Genomic DNA, 19,982 nt, shown 5'->3' with positions numbered 1-19,982 from the left:
GCGGTTTCAAGGACCGCGGTGGATCAAACTCGGACGACTATTACGATGTTTCTATGCGGAAAGCACGCGCTTAGAACCGTTCAAGCCGTGTTTCGTCGCTTATCCCTTAAGTAGGGTATTACCGAGCTTTCGCCAAGCCTCCAGGGTACGATTGATGTCCGCCTCCTGCGTGGACCAGCCCAGACTGAGGCGCACCGCTCCCTGGGCGGTTTTGGGGTCGAATCCCATGGCGGAGAGCACGTGGGACGGCTGTACCTTCCCCGAAGAACAGGCCGAGCCTGAGGACACGGCGATGCCTTCGAGGTCGAAGCCGATCACGGCGGTCTCGGCCTTCATCCCCGGTCCCGTAAACAAGGTGGTATTAGGCAACCGCCTAGCATCGTCCGAGAAAATCATCGTGCCGGGCACGGTTCGCAGCCCATTTTCCAAGCGATTCCGGAGGCTTCGAAGATGCTCCGCATCCTTCGCCAGAGCCTGAACGACCGCCCCCACCGCCGCGCCAAAGCCGGCAATGCCGGCAACGTTCTCGGTTCCTGCACGGCGGCCGAGCTCCTGCCCGCCACCCCGCAGCACCGGTTCGAGCCCCGTCACGTCCCCGGCCAGGACCAGCGCGCCGATGCCCTTTGGGCCGCCGATCTTGTGTGCAGAGAAGGTGGCAAGATCGGCTCCTACCTCTTTGATATCAAATGGTATCTTGCCAAGCGCCTGAATCGCGTCGACGTGCAGGAGCCCCCCTGCCTCATGGGCGATCCGCGCCGCCTCCGTCACCGGCTGAAGTGCGCCGGTTTCGTTGTTGGCAGCCATGATCGACACCAGCGCCGGCGGCCCGGAACCGATCAGCGCCTTGAGGTGGTCGAGATCGACGACGCCAGACCGCGTCACCCGGATCTGACTAATGGCGTTGGCCGGAAACCTTCCGCCTGCCAGCACGGAGGCGTGCTCGATGGCGGACACCAGAAGCCGTTCGACCGGACCGCCCGACGGGCCTCGCAGACCCGGCGACAGCGCCAGCATGTTGGCCTCGGTTCCCGCGGAGGTGAAGACCACATTCCGCGGCAAGGCCCCGACGGCCCCGGCCAGCGCCGCGCGCGCCACCTCGACCAGCCGCCGCGCCTCCCGCCCCTCGGCATGCACCGAGGACGGATTGCCGACCAGATCATAGGCCGCGACCATCGCCGCCCGCGCCTCGGGGCGCAGCGGCGTGGTCGCATTCCAGTCGAGATAGACGCGGGTCGGCATGCCGCCCTCTTAGCACCTTTTGCCATCGCGCCAATCGGAACCCCGCCCGCATCAGGCTGGCTGCTGCTGCGCGATCCCGGCCGGGTGGCGCGGCCCGCTCCGCAATCCGAACAGCGGCCGCAGCCAGGCGATGCGCCGCGCGATCTCATATGTGACCACACATGTGAGCGCGGTGCCGACGATGATGATGGAGGCCTCGATCCCGGCCGACAAGCCGCCGTCATGCAATCCATGCGCGATCATGAGGATCGCGGTCTGATGCACGATGGAGTACAGGAAGATAGCGTCCGTGAGATAACGGCGCACGGGTCCGTCGGCCGTGAAGCGCCGCCGTGCGAAACCGAGCACCGCAGCCATTGCGAGCCACTGATAGCAGCCGTAGGCGATGCTGGCGCACTTCTTCAGCAGCGGCGACGACACTCCAGGGCAGCCGGCGTACCGGTCAGCGGTTGCCTCGCTCGGCGGTCGAACGGCTCCTGAATGAATCGCTCCAGGACTGCCGGACGATCGATAAAATCGCCGTGATTCCAATTGTTTAACTGTGGCGCCTGACCTCAGCGCCGGTTTTCGTCGTCGATTTGCCGCATGCGGCGGAGCACTCCTGATGCCGAGATGACCAGCTAAGCTCTTGAGTGCATTACGAGATGTCGAAGAAGCTTGCTTTTTGACCCTCAGCCTATGTTAGAACGCGCGCGTCAAGTCACCGTGCGCCACTCGCGCATCATCCGAGGGCGCCCTTCCACTCCAATTCGCGCTTTCGTCGGCTTTGCAGCCGGCGAAGCCGCCACAATCGGTTGATTGCTGAGGATCATCTCGAGGGAATCAATCAAGAGACCATCATGCCTGAAGTCATTTTCGCCGGCCCCGCAGGCCGTCTCGAAGGCCGCTACCATCCGGCCAAGCAGAAGAACGCGCCGATCGCGATGATCCTGCATCCGCATCCGCAGTTTCACGGCACGATGAACCACCAGATCGTGTACCAGTGCTACTACGCCTTCGCACATCGCGGCTTCTCCGTGCTGCGCTTCAACTTCCGTGGCGTCGGCCGCAGCCAGGGCTCATTCGATCACGGCACCGGCGAATTGTCCGATGCCGCCGCAGCGCTCGATTGGGCACAGACCATCAATCCCGAAGCGCGCGCCTGCTGGGTCGCCGGCTTCTCCTTCGGCGCCTGGATCGGCATGCAGCTCCTGATGCGCCGACCCGAGGTCGAAGGTTTTATTTCGATCGCGCCGCCAGCCAATCTCTATGACTTCTCCTTCCTCGCACCCTGCCCGTCTTCAGGGCTGATCGTACACGGCGAGAAGGACGCGGTGGTGCCGCCCAAGGACGTCAACACGCTGGTCGAGAAGCTGAAGACGCAGAAGGGCATCGTGATTGACCAGCAGGTCATCCCCGGCGCCAACCACTTCTTCGACGGCAAGCTCGAGCCGTTGATGGAGACCATCACCGCCTATCTCGACATGCGGCTCGCCAACGTGCGCTAAAGGCCTCACATGGGCTCGTTCGTTGCCTTGCTCCGTGCCGTGAATGTCGGCGGCACCGGCAAGCTGCCGATGAGCGAGCTCAAGGCGATGTGCGAGGAGCTCGGCCTTGCCGCCGTGCGCACCTATATCGCGAGCGGCAATGTGGTGTTCACCAGCCGCAAATCCGAGGCCGCGATCAAGGCCGCTCTGGAGAAGCGACTACACGCCTACGCCGGCGCGCCGGTCGGTGTGCTGCTGCGCAGCGCAGAAGAGATGGCGCAGGTCGCGGCCGACAATCCCTTCCCGAAGGCCGCGCCCAACCGCACCGTCGCGATCTTCCTCGACAAGGCCCCGCCGGCAGACGCACTCGCCGGCATCCGCAGTCAGAAGAATGAGGAAGTTCGCCTCGGCCGCCGCGAGATCTATGTCCACTATGGCGACGGCATGGGGACGTCGAAGCTCGTCATCCCCGCCGCGAAGACCGGCACTGCCCGCAACATGAACACGATCGCGACGCTGGCGAAGATGGCCGCAGAGCTGTGACGGCTGGGGAGCCGCTTCAAGCGGCGAGCTTCAACAGATGCGCGTCGTGACGCACGAGGAAGGCGCGCAGCAATTGCGGATAGTCGGCACCCACGGCGGTGCGAACGCTCGGACGCCTGGCAAGCTCTGCGCGCCATGCGCTGACCTTCGGCAAATCCTCGAAGATGCCCAATTCGGCGAGCTCATCGAACACGTCGAAGTAACGGAAGATCGGCGCGAAGACGGCGTCGACCAGGCTGAACGGTGCGCCGGCGAAGAACGGGCCGGCGCCAAGCGCGGCCTCGACGCGCGCGAACTTGCCCGCAATCGCCCGCCGCTTGCTGTCGAACACGGCCGGATCGGTCGCCGTCTCCAGCCCCCAGAGATCGCCGAGGATCGCGGAGCCGAACTCCATCCAGGCACGGTGCTCGGCGCGCTTGAGCGCGTCGGCCGGATGCAGCTTGCCACCCCCTTGTGTCTCCTCGATGTATTCGCAGATCACATTGCTCTCGAACAGCGCCACCTCGCCCTCTTCGGTTGCGACCACCAGCACGGGCACCTTGCCGAGCGGCGATATCTTCAAGAACCAGTCCGGCTTGTTGGCGAGATCGATGTCGACCCGCTCGAACGGCACGCCCTTCTCGGTCAGCGCAATCACGGCGCGCTGCACATAGGGGCAAAGCTTGTGGCTGATTAGTTTGAGGGCTGCAGTCATGACGGAGATCCTGACGGTTCATGCAATCGCATCAACATAGATGCATTTGCATGAAACCGTCAAGGTCGATGCATCTGCATCAACCAACCGTGATCTAAGGCCTTGCGATCACTCCGCCCGTCATCGGCATCGGCACCCCCGTGGTGGCCGGGTAGGACAGCGGCAGACCCTTCAAGCCGCGCGCCGCCAGGAAGCCGAAGGCCTGCGCCTCGATGGCATCGGACGCCCAGCCGAGCGTTTCGGCGGCCTCAACGGTCGCCGAACCAACGCGCTCCCGCAGCATGCGCAGCATGGTGAGGTTGCGCGCGCCGCCGCCGCACACGATCCAGCTCCGCGGCCGCCTCGGCAATAGCGGGATGATGCGGGCGATCGCCGCAGCGGTGAAGGCGGTGAGCGTTGCCGCCCCATCGGCCGGCTGTACATCACCAAGCTTCAGCGCGGCGAAATCGTTGCGGTCGAGCGATTTCGGCGGCGGCAGTGCGAAGAACGGCAGTTCCAGCGCCCGCGCGATCCAGGCCTCATTGGCCTTGCCGAGCGCGGCGAACTTGCCCTCGGTGTCAAACGCCTGATTCATGGTGCGGTACATGAAGTCGTCGAGCAGTGCGTTGCCGGGACCAGTATCGCAGGCGATCAGCGTGTCGATGCCGTCGATATAGGTGATGTTGGAGACGCCGCCGATATTGACGACGACGATCGGCCCCTCGCGCTCCAGCGATTGCGCTAGCGCCCGATGGTAGACCGGCACGAAGGGGGCGCCCTGCCCGCCGGCCTCGACGTCGGCGGCGCGGAAATCATGCATCACGGGAATATGGATCGCCTTGGCGAGCGCCGCTGCGTCGCCGATCTGCACCGTCATCCGCCGCTCGGGACGGTGCAGCACGGTCTGGCCGTGGAAGCCGACGATGTCGATCTCCTCCGGCTTCATCCGGTTCTGAGCCGTGAAGGCGGCGACCGCCTCGGCATGGGCCAGCGTCACCGCGCGTTCGGCCTCGGCCAGAACCCCCGGCCGGGCATCGCGCCGCGGCAAATGGACAGCCTCGGTGAGCGCCTGGCGCAGCAGGCTGCGCTCGGCATTGCTGTAAGGCCGGTAGCCGGACGGCCCGAACGCCTTGATCTGCTTTCCATCCGTTTCGATCAGTGCAACGTCGACCCCGTCAAGCGAGGTCCCGCTCATCAGACCGAGTGCGGTTAACATCATCTCAAGTAAGCCTCGACGTCTCCCTACCCCGACGCCTGGCTTGTATCAAACAAGCACATCTTATAATGCCACAGCGCGCCGTTCCGCGGCAGTCCGTTCCTTCCGGGTTCCGCAACTGGCCGCAATTACCGTAAAATAAGAATGATCAGAGCCGACGACAGATGAGCGCATTTAAATCGGATTTCCTCAATATTTTGCAGGAACGGGGTTTCATCCATCAGTGCTCCGATTTCGAGGGGCTGGACGCGCTCGCCGCCAAGGGCGAGGCGACGGCCTATGTCGGCTACGATTGCACCGCGCCGTCGCTGCATATCGGCAACTTCCTGACCATGATGATGCTGTACTGGCTCCAGCAGTCCGGCAACAAGCCTATCACGCTGATGGGCGGCGGCACCACCATGGTCGGCGATCCCTCCGGCAAGGACGAGACGCGCGCCATGCGCTCGATCGCCGAGATCGAGGCCAACAAGGTCTCGATCCGCGGCGTGTTCGCCAAGGTGCTGCACTACGGCGACGGTGCCAGCGATGCCGTGATGCTCGACAATGCGGAGTGGCTGACCAAGCTGAACTGGATCGAGATGCTGCGCGACGTCGGCAAGCATTTTTCGGTCAACCGCATGCTGACCATGGACTCCGTACGGCTGCGCCTCGAGCGCGAGCAGGAGATGAGCTTCATCGAGTTCAACTACATGGTCTGCCAGGCCTACGACTTCGTGCAGCTTTCGCAGCGCGCCGGCTGCCGGTTGCAGATGGGCGGCTCCGACCAGTGGGGCAACATCATCATGGGCGTCGATCTCGGCCGCCGCATGGGGACCCCGCAACTCTTCGCGCTGACGACGCCGCTGCTCACGACGGCCTCCGGCGCCAAGATGGGCAAGACGGCACAAGGCGCGGTGTGGCTCAACGCCGACCAGTTCAGCCCTTACGATTTCTGGCAGTACTGGCGCAACACCGAGGACGCCGACGTCGGCAAGTTCCTAAAGCTGTTCACGACACTGCCGATGAGTGAGATCAGGAAGCTCGAGGCGCTCCAGGGCTCGGAGATCAACGAGGCCAAGAAGGTGCTCGCCACGGAAGCCACCGCGCTGTTGCATGGCCGCGACGCGGCGAACCAGGCGGCCGAAACCGCGCGGCGGACGTTCGAGGAAGGTGCGTTGGCCGAGAGCCTTCCGACGATCGAAATTCCGCGTAGCGAACTTGAGGCCGGTCTGGGCGTGCTCAACGCCTTCGTCAAGGCGGGCCTCGTGGCCTCCAACGGCGAAGCGCGGCGTCAGATCAAGGGCGGCGGCCTCAGAGTCAATGACGAGCCTGTCACCGACGAAAAGATGACGCTTACGCCGGCCCATCTCACACCGGAGGGCGTGATCAAGCTCTCGCTCGGCAAGAAGAAGCACGTCCTCGTCCGGCCTGCATAGGCGTATGAGGTTTTCACTGCTTGTCAGGGCGCGCGGAAGCGCGCTCCCTGACGGGCAATGGATCAGAACACGCCCATAGGGAACGCTCAGCGCGACGCCGCGGCACAGTCGGGCGCGCCGGTGCGAATTGCCCTCGTCGTGCTCGCGCTGTGCTTCACGCTGTCGGTGTTCGGGCGCGGGCTCGGCGACAGCTTCACGGTGTTCCTGAAGCCGATCTCGGAAAGTTTCGGCTGGGATCGCGCGCAGATCGTCTCGGTCTACTCACTGACCTGGCTCGCGAGCGGCCTCACTGCGCCCTTCGTCGGACGGTTGTTCGACCATTCCGGACCGCGCAGCGTCTATGCGCTTGGGCTGCTCCTGCTCGGCGCCGCCTTCCTGATCGCGGCGCACGCAAACTATCTCTGGCAGTTCCAGGTCTCGATCGGCCTCTGCGTCGGCGTCGGCATCGCCTTCATCGGCATCGTGCCGAACTCAATCCTGCTCGGCCGCTGGTTCGGCCCCCGCCTGCCGACCGCGATGTCGGTGGTCTATTCGGCGATGGGCGGCGGCGTGCTCGTGCTGCTGCCGATCTCGCAAATCCTGATCGACCATGTCGGCTGGCGCGGCACCTACGAGATTTTCGGCTTCGCAGCACTCGGCCTTCTGCTTCCCTTGCTGCTGCTGCCGTGGCGGATGTTCGCCTCGGGCTCGCCGCATGTCGTCAAGAAGACCGATCCCGATTTCGTCGACGAAGGTTGGACGCTGCTCCGCGCGATGCGCCATCACGCGTTCTGGGCGCTGTTTTCGACCTTCTTCTTCACCGCGGTCGGCATGTACTCGATCGCGGCCCAGATCGTCGCCTATCTGATCGATGCGGGCTTCCCGCCATTGCAGGCCGCAACCGCCTGGGGATTTTCCGGCGTCGTGCTGGTATTCGGCATGTTAGGAGTCTCCGCGCTCGACGGCCTGATCGGCCGCAGGCCCTCGGTGCTGCTGAGCTACGCGATCTCGATCCTCGGCATCTTCCTCCTGTGGCTGTTGCAGTACAGTCCGAATACCCTCCTGCTCACCGGCTTCGTCGTCAGCTTCGGCAGCATGATGGGCTCGCGGGGACCGCTGATCTCAGCCACCGCCATGAAGATCTTTCACGGCAAGCGGATCGGCACGATCTACGGCAGCATCTCGATCGGCAGCGGGCTCGGCTCGGCATTCGGCTCCTGGAGCGGCGGCCTGATCCACGACGCGACCCAGAGCTACAAACCGCTGCTCGCCTTCGCACTTGCGAGCGTGGTACTCGGGATGCTTCCCTTTCTGGTTGTGCCCGCCTTGAGGCGTTAAGTGTACTGGAAGTAACCTGCAACCGTCGTAGTAACCGGGAAACTACGGAAAAATGCCGAATCTGCCGGGCTCAAAGTCCGGCCTGCGGTGTTTTTCTCAGTACTGACGAAAATGTCAGCGCGAATTGACGGCGCATGGCTTGCAGGAGGGAACCGAATACGTTTGAAGAGTTAAGGAATTGGATGGAAGGGCGCAAAACATGAATTCAATGTCTCGGTTTCAACCGGCTCTGTTGAGCCTGTTTCGCTTCATCACCGGCCTGCTGCTGTTTCAGTACGGCGTGGCCAAGATCTTCAAGTTTCCGGCGGTCCCCTACTTCGCCGACATCCCGCCGCTGATCTATGCGGCCGGCGCGCTTGAGCTCGTGCTCGGTGCCGCCCTGATGATCGGCCTGTTCACGCGGATCTCGGCGTTCGTCCTGGCGGGTGAAATGGCCTTCGCCTATTTCCTCGGCCACATGTTCAAGAGCGGCTCGCCGGTATTCCTGCCGCTTCTCAACGGCGGCACCGCGGCGATCCTGTTCTGCTTCGCCTGTCTCTACATCTCCGCGGCCGGCGGCGGTCCGATCAGCGTGGACGCGCTGGTGCGCAAGGAGGGCGAGGAGCCGAGCGGCGCCTTCGCGCGACGCTGAGATCGCCTGTATGCGCATTGGCACCGGCGAACTCGCCGGTGCCACGTCATCGCCCGCCGAGCACGTTCCAGATGACGGCCAGTGCCACGGCCAGCAGCACGGCCATGATGATACGGTGAACGAGGCGGTTCATTGCGGGCTTGCCGAGGCTGCTCACTTGTCGAAAGCCCTGTGCTGGTATTCTTGAGCCGATATTCTTGGGCCGATTTTCTTAACGATCTGAACGGACGCAAGCAGGCACGTGACGCCTCGCCGCGCTCATCCTATCGCCGCGCCACATTGCAACCGCTTGGGACCGGCCGCGACGATCCCGTGTCGCCCGACTGCGTCGGCAGCTCGTCGAACGGCGAGTTCTGCTTGCCGGTGTTGAACTCGAAGATCTTGCGGAATAGGCCCGGCGCCATCGCCGAGATCGGATTGACTCGCATCACGGGCGCGGCGGGCGTACCGACGACCTCATAGGTCACGCCGATCAGACCCTCATTGTTGCCGCCGCCAAGGAAGATGCCGAACAACGGAATCTGGCCGAAGATGTTGTTCACGCCGTACATCGGCACGAAGGTCCCGCTCATGCAGACCTGATTGCCGGGATAGTCGATTGCGCCTTCGATGGTGGCGCCGATCATCGGCCCCTTGACGACGCCGTCGCGGATGGTGAGCGCGCCGTTCTGCCGGGTGAATTCAGCGCGCAATGCGGAGAAGGCGACGCCGCTCTGCGTGCCGTTGGAGCCGCCCGCCGCAACGCGATCAAGCTGCTCCATGCCCTTGACCGTGAAGTCACGCACATTGATGAGACCTTCCCGCGACGTCGGCTCCGACGTCGGCGGCTCCATCGCCACCACCATCTGGCCGCCGAACACCTTGTTGGTGGTGTCGGAGAAGCGCAGGAAGGCGCCGGCGTCGTTGGTCTGGAGATAGATCACCTCGCGGCTGCCCTGCGCACGCCCGCCACGCAAATCCGCCGTCACCGGCGTGTCGCGGCCGATCTTGCCGTTCAGCGTGAAAGCCTTCACGGCTCCGCTCCGCCGCGACATCTTGGCATCGACGCTGCGCATCGCCTCGCCATTGAAGCCGGCGACCGCACCTAACTTGATGTCGATGTCGAAGTCGACGTTCCTCAGCTTGCTCTTGTTGTCGTCCTTGCCGGAATTGCCTGATATCGCCAACTTCAGGAAGCCGCGACCGTCGAACACGTCGCCGCGCATGGTGCCTCTCACCACGCCGTCGGGACCGCGCTCGACCCTGAGCGATGCCTTGTCGCCGTCGGACGGCGAATAGGTCGGGAAGTTCGCATTCATGAGATCGCCGTTCTGGTCGACCTCGAGCGAGCCCTTGATCGAGACGCCCGCGCCTTCGACGACGATGTCCTCGAGCCGCGTCGATTGCGCTGAAGGCACCACCTTGAAGCTGGCCTTGCCCGATTTGCCCGGCAGCTTCACCCAGCCCGGCAGGAGGTTGTCGAGCTTGAGCGAGGTCAGGTCGGCTTCGATGCCGAGGCGCGTGGTCTGCTCGGGCCCGCTCGCGATCTTGCCTGAGACCTTGACCGGCAGCGAACCGCTGACGGCGGGACTCAGGTCGAAGCCGAGACGGGCGCGGCTCGCATCGTCGAGCGTGGCCTGCAATTTGACGTCGGCATCGCCGTCGGCCGGCTTGCGGTAATCGAGCGAGGCCGCCTGCCCGTTGATCTTGACGTCGCCCTTGACCTGGTAGCCCTGGTTGCTGGCGACGATCTTGAGGCTGTTGGCCTCGAGCTTCTGGTTCATCACGATCTTGTCGGCGGCAAAGCCGTTGAGGTCGGCGGTGACGCTGTAGCTCGTATCCGCCTTGGTCAGCTCGCCCTTCACCGGCATGGCGAGCGTGATGTTGGCCGAGAACGTGCCTTTGCTGGTGTTGGGATCGACGACGGTGGCGGATAGATCGCTCAGGCGATCATTGGCGAGAATTTCCGCAGCCGCCGGCACCGGACCATCGACGCGGAATCTGCTGCGCGACGGCGACGGCTTTATCGCCATGTCCGGCACCTCGAAGGTGAAGTCCGAAAAGGTGATCTTGCGCCCCGCCGGCGTATCGGCAATGCCCTGCCCGATCGTCACCGTCGCGGTGCGACCGGTGATGTGCGCTTTGAGGTCGGCGTCGTGCACCGAAGGCATGCCGTCCACCGGGTGAACCGCGACGCCGCTGGCAACGATGTTGACCGACAGGCCGTCATCTGGGATCGGCGGTCCCTTGCGCGGGAGATTGCGCACCGGCGAGTTGACGCCGACCTCGATGCGCTGGAGCGTGCCGCGCTCGATCCGCTCGATCACCCATTCGCGCAGCTCCGGCACGATCAGCGTCGGCCACATCCGCTTGAGCGCGGACGCCGACATCGGCGTGCCCGCAAAGCCCAGCATCAGCCGCGGCTCGCCGGAATAGTCGATGGCGCCGGTCCCGGCGACGCCGATCTCGCCATTGCTGATGTCGGCCTGCGTCAGCACGACGCGCTTGTGATCGATGTCGAAACGGAAGCCGATGGCGATGCGGTTGAAGACCAGCGGCGCGTCATTGTCGATGCCGCCGAGCAGGATCGATCCGCCGCTGAACCCGAGCTGCCAGTCGTTGGTGGTGCCATTGGGCGGCTCGAGATGCGCGAGCAGCGTGACCCGGTTGGCGCCGGAGATGATCTTGAACGGTGCCACCAGCACCCGGCGCCCGGCGTCCCATTCGACGTTGATCTCGGCCGAGTCGATCGCCATCGGATAGTCCGGCGTATCGGTGTCGATGATGTTGCCCGCCCCGATGAGAACCTTGCCGCGGAAGAATGTCGGCAGGCCGTCGCGGCCGAGCTCGCCCTTGAGTTCGCCGGTCAGCGGCAGGTCGGCATTGTAGGTCAGGTCCTTCAACCGCAACGCCAGCAGGATGTTCGAGGTCGAGACCTTGTCGGCCCGGATATCGACCGAGCGCACGCCGTTCTCGGCAGGACCTATCGTTGCGCGGAGCGACCATGGCCGCGCGCCCTCTTCACCGAAGCTGAGCGCGACGCCACCGCCGTGCGGCCGGCGCAGGCTGAGGCTGATGTTCTCGAAGCTCCACTTGCTGCCGCGCTGCTGGTCATCGACGATCAGATTGCCGTTCTTCAGGCCGATCTCGTTGAGGTTCTGGCCGTCGAGCCCGGTCATGCTGAGGCTGTCGAGCCAGTCGAGCCCGGCAAGCAGTCCGCTCTGCGTGCCGCTGCCGGCCGACGACGCTGCAGCCGCGTCCTGACCGGACGGCGTGGCCGGAGCGGTCGCAGGAGGCGTTGCCGATTCCGGACGCGGGAAGGTCGGCGGCAGGCCCGCCTCCTTCTTCGACGCGACGCCGGTGGCGAGCGGCTTTGCGGTGTCGCCGGCCGACACCGTGACGGTGCCGTCAGGCGCGATCCTTATCGCGAGCTCGGCATCGACGAGATTGAGGCTTTCCGCGCGCAGCCGCCCCATCAGGAGCGCCATGCCCGACAGCCGCACTTCGGCCTTCGGCGCGCTTGCGACGATGGCGTGATCGCGGTCGCGGACGATGATGTCGCGAATGCGCACGGCGACGCGGATCCGCCCGGCGCGCTCGATCTGGGTGCCGCCGACCTCGACGGTATTGCCGTGGCCGATATTGTCCTCGATCGCGGCCGCGAGCCATGGCGTCGCCATGTCGAGATTGATGGGACCAGCGCCAAGCCGCCACCACAGCGTGGCGAAACAACAGACGAAGATGAAGACGAGCGTGCCGGTGACGAGGGCGAGCCGCTTGACCCAGCGATCAGCCGCAAGCCAGCGCCCGAACGCGCCGAAGCGGTCACCCAGGCGATGGAAGCGGGAATCGGAACGCGACAATAGCCGGCGCGCCCGGTGGCCCGCCGCCTCTTGGTCCGGATCCCAATCGATGTCATCCCATTCCGGAGAGTCCAACACTCCGGCGCGCCGATCGAGGTCCCGGTTATTGAAGGCCCCGTTGTGATCACGGTTATGATCTTGGGGCGACGTATTCCTAGACATTGCCTCTCGATACAGGCGCCCCTCTTTGGATTGAGCGCCGCCGGGGCCGCAGCCGTCCACGGGGACCAAACGCCCCTGCGCCGGCATTGCCGCCATTCCCTTGATATTCCTGCTGTTCGTCATGTCGCCCCGAGAGCGCGTTCAACGAGCAGTGGGGTGGTACTTGGAATTCCTTGTAACCATACTCCGGCGTCGTCAGACTTGCCCAGCCAAGGGCGCGATTCCGGCACGCCGGACGAGAGCTGCAATACCGCCTTGGTTGACCCGCCGAAAGCGTCGAAAGGAAGGCGTATGTCCAAGGAAACGCGAAAGAAATCGTCCAAAGCGGCCTCCGGCAGCCCAACTCCCAGGAAAAAAGGGACTCAAACGCGGACTAAAGCGACAAAGAAGCCCGCGACGACGCAGCAGGCCGCAACACGCAAATCAACCAAGGCCTCAACCGTTGCAGCATCGCACAAGGCCACGTCGAAACAGTTAAAATCTTCCGAATCGACTGCCGCCCCAGCGAGGGCCGCCAAGGGCGCCCTGTCCGAAGGCCAGAAGGCGCCCGCCTTTGGCCTGCCGCGCGACGGCGGCGGCCTGGCGAGGCTGGCCGACTATGCCGGCAAGAAGCTGGTTCTGTTCTTCTACCCACGGGCCGATACGCCGGGCTGCACCCGGGAGGCGATCGACTTCAGCCGGCTCAAGGACGCCTTCACTGCTGCCGGCACGAGCGTGCTCGGCATCTCGGCCGACCCGCCGAAGGCCCAGGAAAAGTTCCGCGACAAGCACAAGCTTGCCGTTCCCCTGATCTCGGATGAGCGACACGAGATGCTCGAGGCCTACGGCGCCTGGGGCGAAAAATCGATGTACGGCAGGACCTTCCTCGGGATTCTTCGCACGACGGTGCTGGTCGGCGCCGACGGCAGGGTGGCGCGGATCTGGCGCAACGTCCGGGTCGACGGCCACGCCGAGGACGTGCTGGCGGCGGCAACATCTCTTTAACCAGTCCCTCGAACTCGAGCGTTCCCGTTTCCGGAAAATTAACCATGAGCGACCCAGATTGCTTCGGCAATTCAGCCGTACGGAACCTCTCCGACCGGCGCGGGAGTGCCGATGTCGAAAAGTTCTGCCCAATTCTCGCAGTATCCCCAACACCATCCTCATGACCACGGGCGGCCCTTCAACCGCCGTCCGGTCAGCACCGCCACCGCCATATCCCCGCCCGCTGCCGACGACGCCTACACCATCGTCCATCATGGCAAGCAGGTCCGCCTCGGGCCCGTGGTGTTCTGGATCGTAGTCGGAACCGTCGTGCTGCTCGGGCTCTGGTCGGCGGCGACCGCCACCTATTTCGCCTTCCGCGACGACGTGCTGACGCGGCTGATCGCGCGCCAGGCCGAGATGCAATACGCCTACGAGGATCGCATCGCCGAGCTCAGGGCCAAGGTCGATCGCACGACGAGCCGACAGTTGCTCGACCAGGAGCAGTTCGACCAGAAGCTCGACCAGATCATGAAGCGGCAGACTGCGCTGGAGTCCCGGGCAACGGCGCTCGGCGCCATGCCCGACGTGACAGGATCGATCCCGCGCGCAACACCGCAGCGCGGCGACGCCACCCCTCCCCAGGGCACGCCAAAGCCATCGCCGATCAGCGACACCGTGATTTTCGTGGCGCCGCCGGATCGCGAGGCGCGACTTGAATCGCGCACGCCCGTCATCGCCAGCCCGCAGCCGAACCAGTTCGCCAAGATTCAGGGTTTTGACAATGTCCTGGTGCGTTTGCAGACCTCGCTTGACCAGGTCGAGCGACGACAGATCGCTGCGCTCAGCGCCGTCGAGGACAGCATTGAATCGCGCGCGCGCCGGATGCGCGGCGTGGTCAGTGATCTCGGCCTGAACCTCGCCGATCTCGAGGCCGCCGTGCCGCGGACCGCGATGGGCGGGCCTTTTGTACCCGTCAAGCTTACCGCGAATGCCGGCCCATTCGAGAAGCAGCTTTATCGTATCAACACCGCGCGCGCCGAGGTGGATCGGCTCAATCGCACGCTGGCGCTGGTGCCCTACCGCAAGCCCGTCATCGGCGAAGTCGAGTTCACCTCCGGCTTCGGCGTGCGCAGCGATCCGTTCCTCGGCCGGCCGGCGATGCACACCGGCCTGGATTTTCGCGCCGCGACCGGCGATCCCGTCCGCGTCACCGCCAACGGCAAGGTGGTCTCGGCCGGATGGTCGGGTGGCTACGGCCGCATGGTCGAGGTCGATCACGGCAACGGGCTCTCGACCCGCTACGGCCATCTCTCCGAGATCAACGTCAAGGTCGGCGAGATCGTGAAAATCGGCCAGGTGGTCGGACTGGTCGGATCGACCGGCCGCTCCACCGGCCCGCATCTGCACTACGAAACCCGCATCGATGGCGAAGCGGTCGATCCGCAGAAATTCCTGCGCGCCGGCGTGCGTCTCAGCGCAGGCTAGTCGCCCGATTCCAGCGCGTTCTCCATAGCGGCTGCTACGAACGCGTGGCCTTCGGCGGAATGCCCAGCGCCGTCGGCCGTGGACTCGCAACGTCCAGTTGTTGTCTCGCCAGGAACTCAAGAGGACGCCTTCCGGCATAGTGACCTTCGAAACGGCAATCGGTCGCGATCATGTTTTTCTACGTGGGGGTGGCCGCGTCGGGAGCTCCGCCTGCAGCAATCGTCGCGATTTTTCGCGCGGAGAACCAACGGTAGGCACAGACCGCGGTGCTGAGCCTCTGGATTGCGACAGAAGTTCTTCAAGGCGCTTGGCTTCAGCCTGCAATGACGGGACCAGGATGCGCTGTCGTGCTTCATCCAGCCGCTGCTCCACCGCGGCGATCGACAGGGCGCCTACCACATGCCCGTCGCCATCCCTGATCGGAACCCCAATCCCCCACGAGCCCTGCATGAGCAGACCGGGGTTGAGCGCATAGCCCCGCTTCCGAGTTTGCTCGATCAGGCGACGCAGCAGAACGGACGAGAACTTCGGATACTGCTCGCGCAGAACGCTGGCATTTGCGCGGAGGATGGCGTCGATTTCATCGTCGGCAAGCGCGGACAGCAAAGCGAGGCTGCCGGCGCCGACGCCCAAAGGATGGCGATCCCCGGCTTGAAGAACGTGCGTCCGGATTGGATATGAGCCTTCTTCGCGATGCAGACAGACAGAAAATGTACCACGTCTGACGGAGAGGAAGGTCGTATCACTTGTCGCTTGGCTGAGCCGCGCGAGCCCATCGAGCGCAAGCGCGTGGATACCGAAGCGGGCTGTCGCCAACGTGCCGATAACGTAGCTTTCCGGTCCGAGGAAATACAGTCGCGTGCTCTCGTCTTGATCTAGCAAGCCGGCTCGCACCAAGGCGAGAAGCACGCGCCGAACAGTAGGCTTGGGCAGCTGCGATCTCTTCACCAGGTCCGACAGCCGACTTCCCTGAGGAGAGGCACGTCCGACGAGCAGCAGAAGCTCGATCGCGCGATCGATGCTTTGGGTTCCTGCAATCCGCTCCGAGCGCTGACCGTCAGCCATGTCAAGTGGGTCTACATTATGGACTATGATCAACTAGCAGAATTCGTAGCGATGTCTACTTATTAACTTTCCACATTCGTTGGACGTCGAAGCACGAAACAGTGGCACGCTGTGCTTGGTAAACATATTGATCCATATTATGGACCACCTTCTCCCTCCATGGAGGAATGCGACATGCCCCGGAGCCTGTCGGAAACCGACCACTGTCCTCCGCGGAGCGCTTTCGGATTGAGGCTTCGGCCAAATCCCATAGGCGGTGGTCAGTGCCGCATTGAACGTGCCGTAGCATGCGCTTCTGACGGTTGCACGCCACTACTCGGGAAACGGCCTCGCCAGAACATGACGCGCTCACTCCTGAATTCGCATTTGTTCGATTTTCACGCGGGCTGGATCTACGTCCTTGGCGCCGGCGTCGCCGGCGGCATGACGCCTAAAGCATGATCCGGAAAAGTGCGAAGCGGTTTTCCGAAGAGATCATGCTCAGACAACAACCTAATGCGCGATGACGATTCATCCTGATCTCATCGCGCTTCAGAGGCCGAAAGCCGCTGAACAGCGGCGCCAGACCATCAACATGCGTCCGTCGATCACCAGCAACGCGCTACCGACGACCATCGCGCCCGCGATCTCGCGCAGCGAGACCGGCTCGCCCAACACGAGCCAGCCAAGAAGAATTGCGGTCACGGGAATGAGCAGCGTCACCAGCATGACATTGGTCGCGCCCGAGCGCCGCAGGATCTGGAAGAAGACGATGTAGGCAAGCGCTGTCGACAGACCCGCGAGGCCGAGCACTGCAAGCCAGGTCGTCACGCCCGGCATGGGCAGACGCCATGGCTGCTCCATGGCCCCGGCGACGATCGTCATCATCACGGTCGAAGCCATCAGTTGAAAGGTTGCCGTCCCGAGCGGCGGCGAGTCCTTCAGCAACCGCCGCGCCGCCAGTGCCGCAAGACCGTAGCTGAAGGCGCCGCCAAGGCAGAGCAGAATGCCAAACCCTTGTCCGTTCCTCGCCTCGGCGCCCCAGCCTCTCAGAGGCTGTGAATCTTTTTGACTGCTCGCAAGCGGTATAGCCGAAAGCTGGTGCTGTGTGATTCTCTTGCGGTGATGGATTCGCAGGAGGGATGATGGCCGCTGATGAATTGTTTGGGGATCTGCCGGAGCAGGCAAAGCCGCAAGCCGGTGCGGCGCCGCTCGCAGCGCCGCGACTTCGTGAGCCCCAACGCGATCAAATCGAGTTGCGAGCAGTGGATATCGAGAGCCTGATCGGGGAAGACCATCCGGTGCGCCTGATCTGGTCCTATGTCGAGGAACTCGACCTGAGTGAGCTGGAGAACCGGATCAAAGCGCGGGGCGATCGGCCTGGTCACCCCGCGACATCGCCGCGGCTTTTGCTGGCGCTGTGGCTCTATGCCACCAGCGAGGGCGTCGGCAGCGCGCGCGCGTTGGAGCGGCTTTGCGAGAGCCATGACGCCTATCGTTGGCTGTGTGGCGGGGTGTCGGTGAACCATCACACGCTGGCGGACTTCCGGGTCGGTTGCGCCGACCTGCTCGACCGGCTGCTTTGCGAGCATTTGGCGGTGCTGGCGAAGGTCGGCCTCGTCAATCTGGAAACGCTGGCGCAGGACGGTGTTCGGGTCCGGGCCAGCGCCGGGGCCGCTTCGTTCCGGCGGGAGGCGACGCTCGATCGGCACCTGGCCTTGGCTGAGGCGGTGGTGGAAGACCTCAAACGCGAGGTTGACGCTCGTTCGGATGCTAGCAATCAGCGCATGAAGGCCGCCAAGGAGCGCGCCGCGCGTGAGCGCAGAGCGCGCGTCAAAGCGGCGCAGACGGCGCTCGCCGAAATCAAGCAGCAGCGCAAGGAGCGCGAAGAAAAGCGCGGCAACGGCAAGAAGCCGAAAGAGCCGCGGGCCTCCACGACGGACGCCGACGCACGGGTCATGAAGATGGCCGACGGCGGCTTCCGCCCCGCCTACAACGTGCAGGTGACGAGTGCCGCCGGCCAGCCGATCGTCGTTGACATCAAGGTCTGCAACACCGGGTCCGACCGCGGCCTGATGCGGCCCATGCTGGAGCGGCAGCGCGCGCGTCCTGGCGGGTTGCCCAAGGACCATCTCGTCGATGGCGGCTTTGGCAGTGCCGAGGACATCGAGTGGGCGCACGCCGAGGGCATCGATATCTTTTGCCCGCCCACTCAATCCAAGCACGGCACCGATCCCCATCTACCGCGACGCGGCGACGGCCCGGGGGTGTTGGCCTGGCGTGCGCGCATGGCGAGCGAAGAGGGCAAGGCCCGATACAAGCCCCGGTCGATTTGCGAGTGCATACATGCCCGCTGGCGCAACTGGGACCTGCGGCAATTGACCGTGCGCGGCCTCGAAAAGGTCCGCGCCGTCGTGCTCTGGTACGCCCTCGCCAACAACATCCTGCAAGGCAACCGCCTCGCTAGCGCATAGAGGAGCGTTCATCGACATCCCCCAACCTCGCCACAGCCGCCCAGCCCACGCGTTGCCACGACGAGGAACTGCCACATCCTTCGATGACCACGCAAAACGAGAAAGATTGGCAAGCTCTCAGGATGATCACGCCGACGAGCCCCAAAGCGACGCCGGCCACGCGCCGCATCTGCAACGTTTCTTCGCCCGCTACCGCCATCACGATCACGGTGAACAGCGGCGTCGTTGCGTTCAGGATCGATGCCAGCCCGCTCGGAATGAAGGTCTGGCCGATCACGATCAGGGAGAACGGGACGACGTTGTTGAGCAGCCCGATCGCGAAGAACGTTCGCCAGCCTGCAACGCCCTTGGGAAAAGCGATCTTCCGGGTACGCAGCAGCGGCAACAGAATGGCCGCGCCGAGCGCGACACGCAGAAACACCAGAGTCAAAGGCGGCAATTCCCGCAGCGCCGCGCCATTGAAGAAGAACGAGCCGCCCCAGAGGATCGAGAGCACAGAGAGTAGCGACCAGTCTCGTGCGTCGATCCGGTTGGCGTTGGCGGGCATGGCGTCTCACATTGGCGATCGAAGGGACCGCCTACCGCGGAGCCAGGGACATTGCCACCCGATTTCCGATTGGGATGAGTTGGCCTATTTCGGCCGTGACACGAGCTCGATCATCCTGCCCTCGTCATCGTCGGGCATCACGGCTTTCGCCCGTGCATAAGCCTCCACGGCAGCGCGGCCGACCAGCGGCTTGTCGGCGAGCAGGCTTTCGGCGAGCTTCACCGCATAGTCCGCATCCTTGTGCCGCAGCGCCGCTGTAAACGTCGCGCCGGAGAAGTCGCGCGCGACCATGCGCCTGGAATGGCGCAGCACCTGCGGGCTTGCGGCGACGCCGGCCTGGATCGACTCCAGCACGAGCTTCATGTCGAGCCCAGCCTGCTCGGCGATCGCAAGACCTTCGGCGAGCCCTGCGATCTGGATCGCGCCCAGGAGGTTGTTGATGAGCTTGTAGACCGTGCCCGATCCCACCGCACCGAAATGCCGGATGGTCGTGCCGATCGGCTCGAGGAACGGCCGCGCGCGTTCGAGGTCGGCGGGATCGGAACCGACCAGCAACGTCAGCTTCCCCGCCGCGGCCGCGTCCGGCAGACCGGTCACAGGGCAGTCGATGTAGACGAGCCCCCGTCCGTTCAACTCGCGCCCCATCTCGCGCGCGTGATCATACGAGACCGTGGAGCACTCGATCGCGATCGTGCCGGCCTTTGCCGTCTTGGCAGCGCCATCGAGACCAAGCCATACGCTGCGCGAGGCTTCATCATCGGCAACCATGGTCACCACGGCGTCGGCATCGATTGCGGCGTCTTCGGGTGACGTAGCCCAACCCGCGCCGCGCGCGATCAGGTCTTCCCCCTTGGCCTTGCTGCGATTCCACAGCGCCACGGTAAAGCCGGCATCGAGATAGCGGCCGGCCATGCCGTGGCCCATGCGCCCCAATCCGATGAAGGCGATGCGGGGCATGG

General features: G+C 64.3%; 15 protein-coding genes and 2 pseudogenes. 8 read left to right on the top strand and 9 right to left on the bottom strand.

The window, feature by feature from the left end:
- Positions 1-99: 99 nt before the first annotated feature.
- Together QA640_RS22185 and QA640_RS22180 are read right to left on the bottom strand one after the other, a co-directional pair.
- A complete protein-coding gene (locus QA640_RS22185; RefSeq protein ID WP_283042700.1) occupies positions 100-1,239 on the bottom strand; it encodes a cysteine desulfurase family protein in 1,140 nt (379 codons plus the stop codon).
- A 51-nt stretch (positions 1,240-1,290) separates the two neighbouring features.
- Positions 1,291-1,659 carry a hypothetical protein gene (locus tag QA640_RS22180; RefSeq protein WP_283042699.1) on the bottom strand — a complete coding sequence of 123 codons (369 nt, stop codon included), beginning with the start codon at positions 1,657-1,659 and terminating at the stop codon, positions 1,291-1,293.
- A gap of 419 nt (positions 1,660-2,078) precedes the next feature.
- Here QA640_RS22180 and QA640_RS22175 point away from each other — a divergent pair, with 419 nt between their 5' ends.
- A complete protein-coding gene (locus QA640_RS22175) occupies positions 2,079-2,726 on the top strand; it encodes an alpha/beta hydrolase (protein ID WP_027524593.1) in 648 nt (215 codons plus the stop codon).
- 9 nt (positions 2,727-2,735) lie between these two features.
- Positions 2,736-3,248, top strand: coding sequence for a DUF1697 domain-containing protein (locus QA640_RS22170; RefSeq protein WP_283042698.1), 513 nt, complete (start codon positions 2,736-2,738; stop codon positions 3,246-3,248).
- 16 nt (positions 3,249-3,264) lie between these two features.
- Here QA640_RS22170 and QA640_RS22165 read toward each other — a convergent pair whose 3' ends face one another.
- Positions 3,265-3,942, bottom strand: a complete 678-nt coding sequence (locus tag QA640_RS22165; protein WP_283042697.1) for a glutathione S-transferase family protein — start codon at positions 3,940-3,942, stop codon at positions 3,265-3,267.
- Between the two features lie 94 nt (positions 3,943-4,036).
- Positions 4,037-5,140: an anhydro-N-acetylmuramic acid kinase gene (locus QA640_RS22160; RefSeq protein ID WP_283042696.1), complete on the bottom strand. Its 1,104-nt coding sequence runs from the start codon at positions 5,138-5,140 to the stop codon at positions 4,037-4,039.
- Between the two features lie 161 nt (positions 5,141-5,301).
- On the opposite strand from QA640_RS22160, the gene tyrS reads away from it, so the two are divergent.
- The 3 genes from tyrS (at position 5,302) to QA640_RS22145 (ending at position 8,503) form a co-directional block, all read left to right on the top strand.
- Positions 5,302-6,555 carry a tyrosine--tRNA ligase gene (gene tyrS, locus QA640_RS22155; RefSeq protein WP_283042695.1) on the top strand — a complete coding sequence of 418 codons (1,254 nt, stop codon included), beginning with the start codon at positions 5,302-5,304 and terminating at the stop codon, positions 6,553-6,555.
- A gap of 57 nt (positions 6,556-6,612) precedes the next feature.
- Positions 6,613-7,872 (top strand): MFS transporter, encoded by a 1,260-nt coding sequence (locus QA640_RS22150; protein WP_283042694.1) that lies wholly within the window; start codon positions 6,613-6,615, stop codon positions 7,870-7,872.
- 199 nt (positions 7,873-8,071) lie between these two features.
- Positions 8,072-8,503: a DoxX family protein gene (locus QA640_RS22145; protein ID WP_283042693.1), complete on the top strand. Its 432-nt coding sequence runs from the start codon at positions 8,072-8,074 to the stop codon at positions 8,501-8,503.
- Between the two features lie 263 nt (positions 8,504-8,766).
- On the opposite strand, the gene QA640_RS22140 is transcribed toward QA640_RS22145, so the two are convergent.
- Positions 8,767-12,594, bottom strand: a complete 3,828-nt coding sequence (locus QA640_RS22140) for a DUF3971 domain-containing protein (protein WP_283042858.1) — start codon at positions 12,592-12,594, stop codon at positions 8,767-8,769.
- A 204-nt stretch (positions 12,595-12,798) separates the two neighbouring features.
- Here QA640_RS22140 and QA640_RS22135 point away from each other — a divergent pair, with 204 nt between their 5' ends.
- Both QA640_RS22135 and QA640_RS22130 read left to right on the top strand, forming a co-directional pair.
- Entirely contained in the window at positions 12,799-13,491 is a 693-nt protein-coding gene (locus tag QA640_RS22135; RefSeq protein WP_283042692.1) for a peroxiredoxin, read from the top strand.
- Between the two features lie 111 nt (positions 13,492-13,602).
- Positions 13,603-14,958, top strand: coding sequence for a peptidoglycan DD-metalloendopeptidase family protein (locus tag QA640_RS22130; RefSeq protein WP_283042691.1), 1,356 nt, complete (start codon positions 13,603-13,605; stop codon positions 14,956-14,958).
- Between the two features lie 168 nt (positions 14,959-15,126).
- Here QA640_RS22130 and QA640_RS22125 read toward each other — a convergent pair whose 3' ends face one another.
- Both QA640_RS22125 and QA640_RS22120 read right to left on the bottom strand, forming a co-directional pair.
- On the bottom strand, positions 15,127-16,023 hold the full coding sequence (locus tag QA640_RS22125; RefSeq protein WP_283042690.1) for an IclR family transcriptional regulator: 897 nt from the start codon (positions 16,021-16,023) through the stop codon (positions 15,127-15,129).
- Positions 16,024-16,554: 531 nt separating this feature from the next.
- A pseudogene (locus QA640_RS22120) lies at positions 16,555-17,055 on the bottom strand (DMT family transporter); the annotation flags it as partial.
- Between the two features lie 89 nt (positions 17,056-17,144).
- Here QA640_RS22120 and QA640_RS22115 point away from each other — a divergent pair.
- Positions 17,145-18,476: an IS1182 family transposase gene (locus QA640_RS22115; RefSeq protein WP_283035864.1), complete on the top strand. Its 1,332-nt coding sequence runs from the start codon at positions 17,145-17,147 to the stop codon at positions 18,474-18,476.
- Positions 18,477-18,591: 115 nt separating this feature from the next.
- Here QA640_RS22115 and QA640_RS22110 read toward each other — a convergent pair.
- Together QA640_RS22110 and QA640_RS22105 are read right to left on the bottom strand one after the other, a co-directional pair.
- Positions 18,592-19,023 (bottom strand): annotated as a pseudogene (locus tag QA640_RS22110) (DMT family transporter); the annotation flags it as partial.
- A gap of 84 nt (positions 19,024-19,107) precedes the next feature.
- Complete coding sequence (locus QA640_RS22105) at positions 19,108-19,980, bottom strand: NAD(P)-dependent oxidoreductase (RefSeq protein ID WP_283042689.1); 873 nt, start codon at positions 19,978-19,980, stop codon at positions 19,108-19,110.
- Between the last annotated feature and the right edge of the window lie 2 nt (positions 19,981-19,982).

The sequence above is a fragment of the Bradyrhizobium sp. CB82 genome (assembly GCF_029714405.1).
GTDB lineage: Bacteria > Pseudomonadota > Alphaproteobacteria > Rhizobiales > Xanthobacteraceae > Bradyrhizobium.
This window is presented reverse-complemented; position numbering and strand designations above follow the sequence as displayed.

What these genes read in the sequence shown, in the direction of transcription:
- QA640_RS22185 (WP_283042700.1), bottom strand. Translation starts at nt 1,239, where the DNA reads ATGCCGACCCGCGTCTATCTCGACTGGAATGCGACCACGCCGCTGCGC.
- QA640_RS22175 (WP_027524593.1), top strand. Translation starts at nt 2,079, where the DNA reads ATGCCTGAAGTCATTTTCGCCGGCCCCGCAGGCCGTCTCGAAGGCCGC.
- QA640_RS22170 (WP_283042698.1), top strand. Translation starts at nt 2,736, where the DNA reads ATGGGCTCGTTCGTTGCCTTGCTCCGTGCCGTGAATGTCGGCGGCACC.
- QA640_RS22165 (WP_283042697.1), bottom strand. Translation starts at nt 3,942, where the DNA reads ATGACTGCAGCCCTCAAACTAATCAGCCACAAGCTTTGCCCCTATGTG.
- QA640_RS22160 (WP_283042696.1), bottom strand. Translation starts at nt 5,140, where the DNA reads ATGATGTTAACCGCACTCGGTCTGATGAGCGGGACCTCGCTTGACGGG.
- tyrS (WP_283042695.1), top strand. Translation starts at nt 5,302, where the DNA reads ATGAGCGCATTTAAATCGGATTTCCTCAATATTTTGCAGGAACGGGGT.
- QA640_RS22150 (WP_283042694.1), top strand. Translation starts at nt 6,613, where the DNA reads ATGGATCAGAACACGCCCATAGGGAACGCTCAGCGCGACGCCGCGGCA.
- QA640_RS22145 (WP_283042693.1), top strand. Translation starts at nt 8,072, where the DNA reads ATGAATTCAATGTCTCGGTTTCAACCGGCTCTGTTGAGCCTGTTTCGC.
- QA640_RS22140 (WP_283042858.1), bottom strand. Translation starts at nt 12,594, where the DNA reads ATGCCGGCGCAGGGGCGTTTGGTCCCCGTGGACGGCTGCGGCCCCGGC.
- QA640_RS22135 (WP_283042692.1), top strand. Translation starts at nt 12,799, where the DNA reads ATGTCCAAGGAAACGCGAAAGAAATCGTCCAAAGCGGCCTCCGGCAGC.
- QA640_RS22130 (WP_283042691.1), top strand. Translation starts at nt 13,603, where the DNA reads ATGTCGAAAAGTTCTGCCCAATTCTCGCAGTATCCCCAACACCATCCT.
- QA640_RS22125 (WP_283042690.1), bottom strand. Translation starts at nt 16,023, where the DNA reads ATGGCTGACGGTCAGCGCTCGGAGCGGATTGCAGGAACCCAAAGCATC.
- QA640_RS22115 (WP_283035864.1), top strand. Translation starts at nt 17,145, where the DNA reads ATGATGGCCGCTGATGAATTGTTTGGGGATCTGCCGGAGCAGGCAAAG.
- QA640_RS22105 (WP_283042689.1), bottom strand. Translation starts at nt 19,980, where the DNA reads ATGCCCCGCATCGCCTTCATCGGATTGGGGCGCATGGGCCACGGCATG.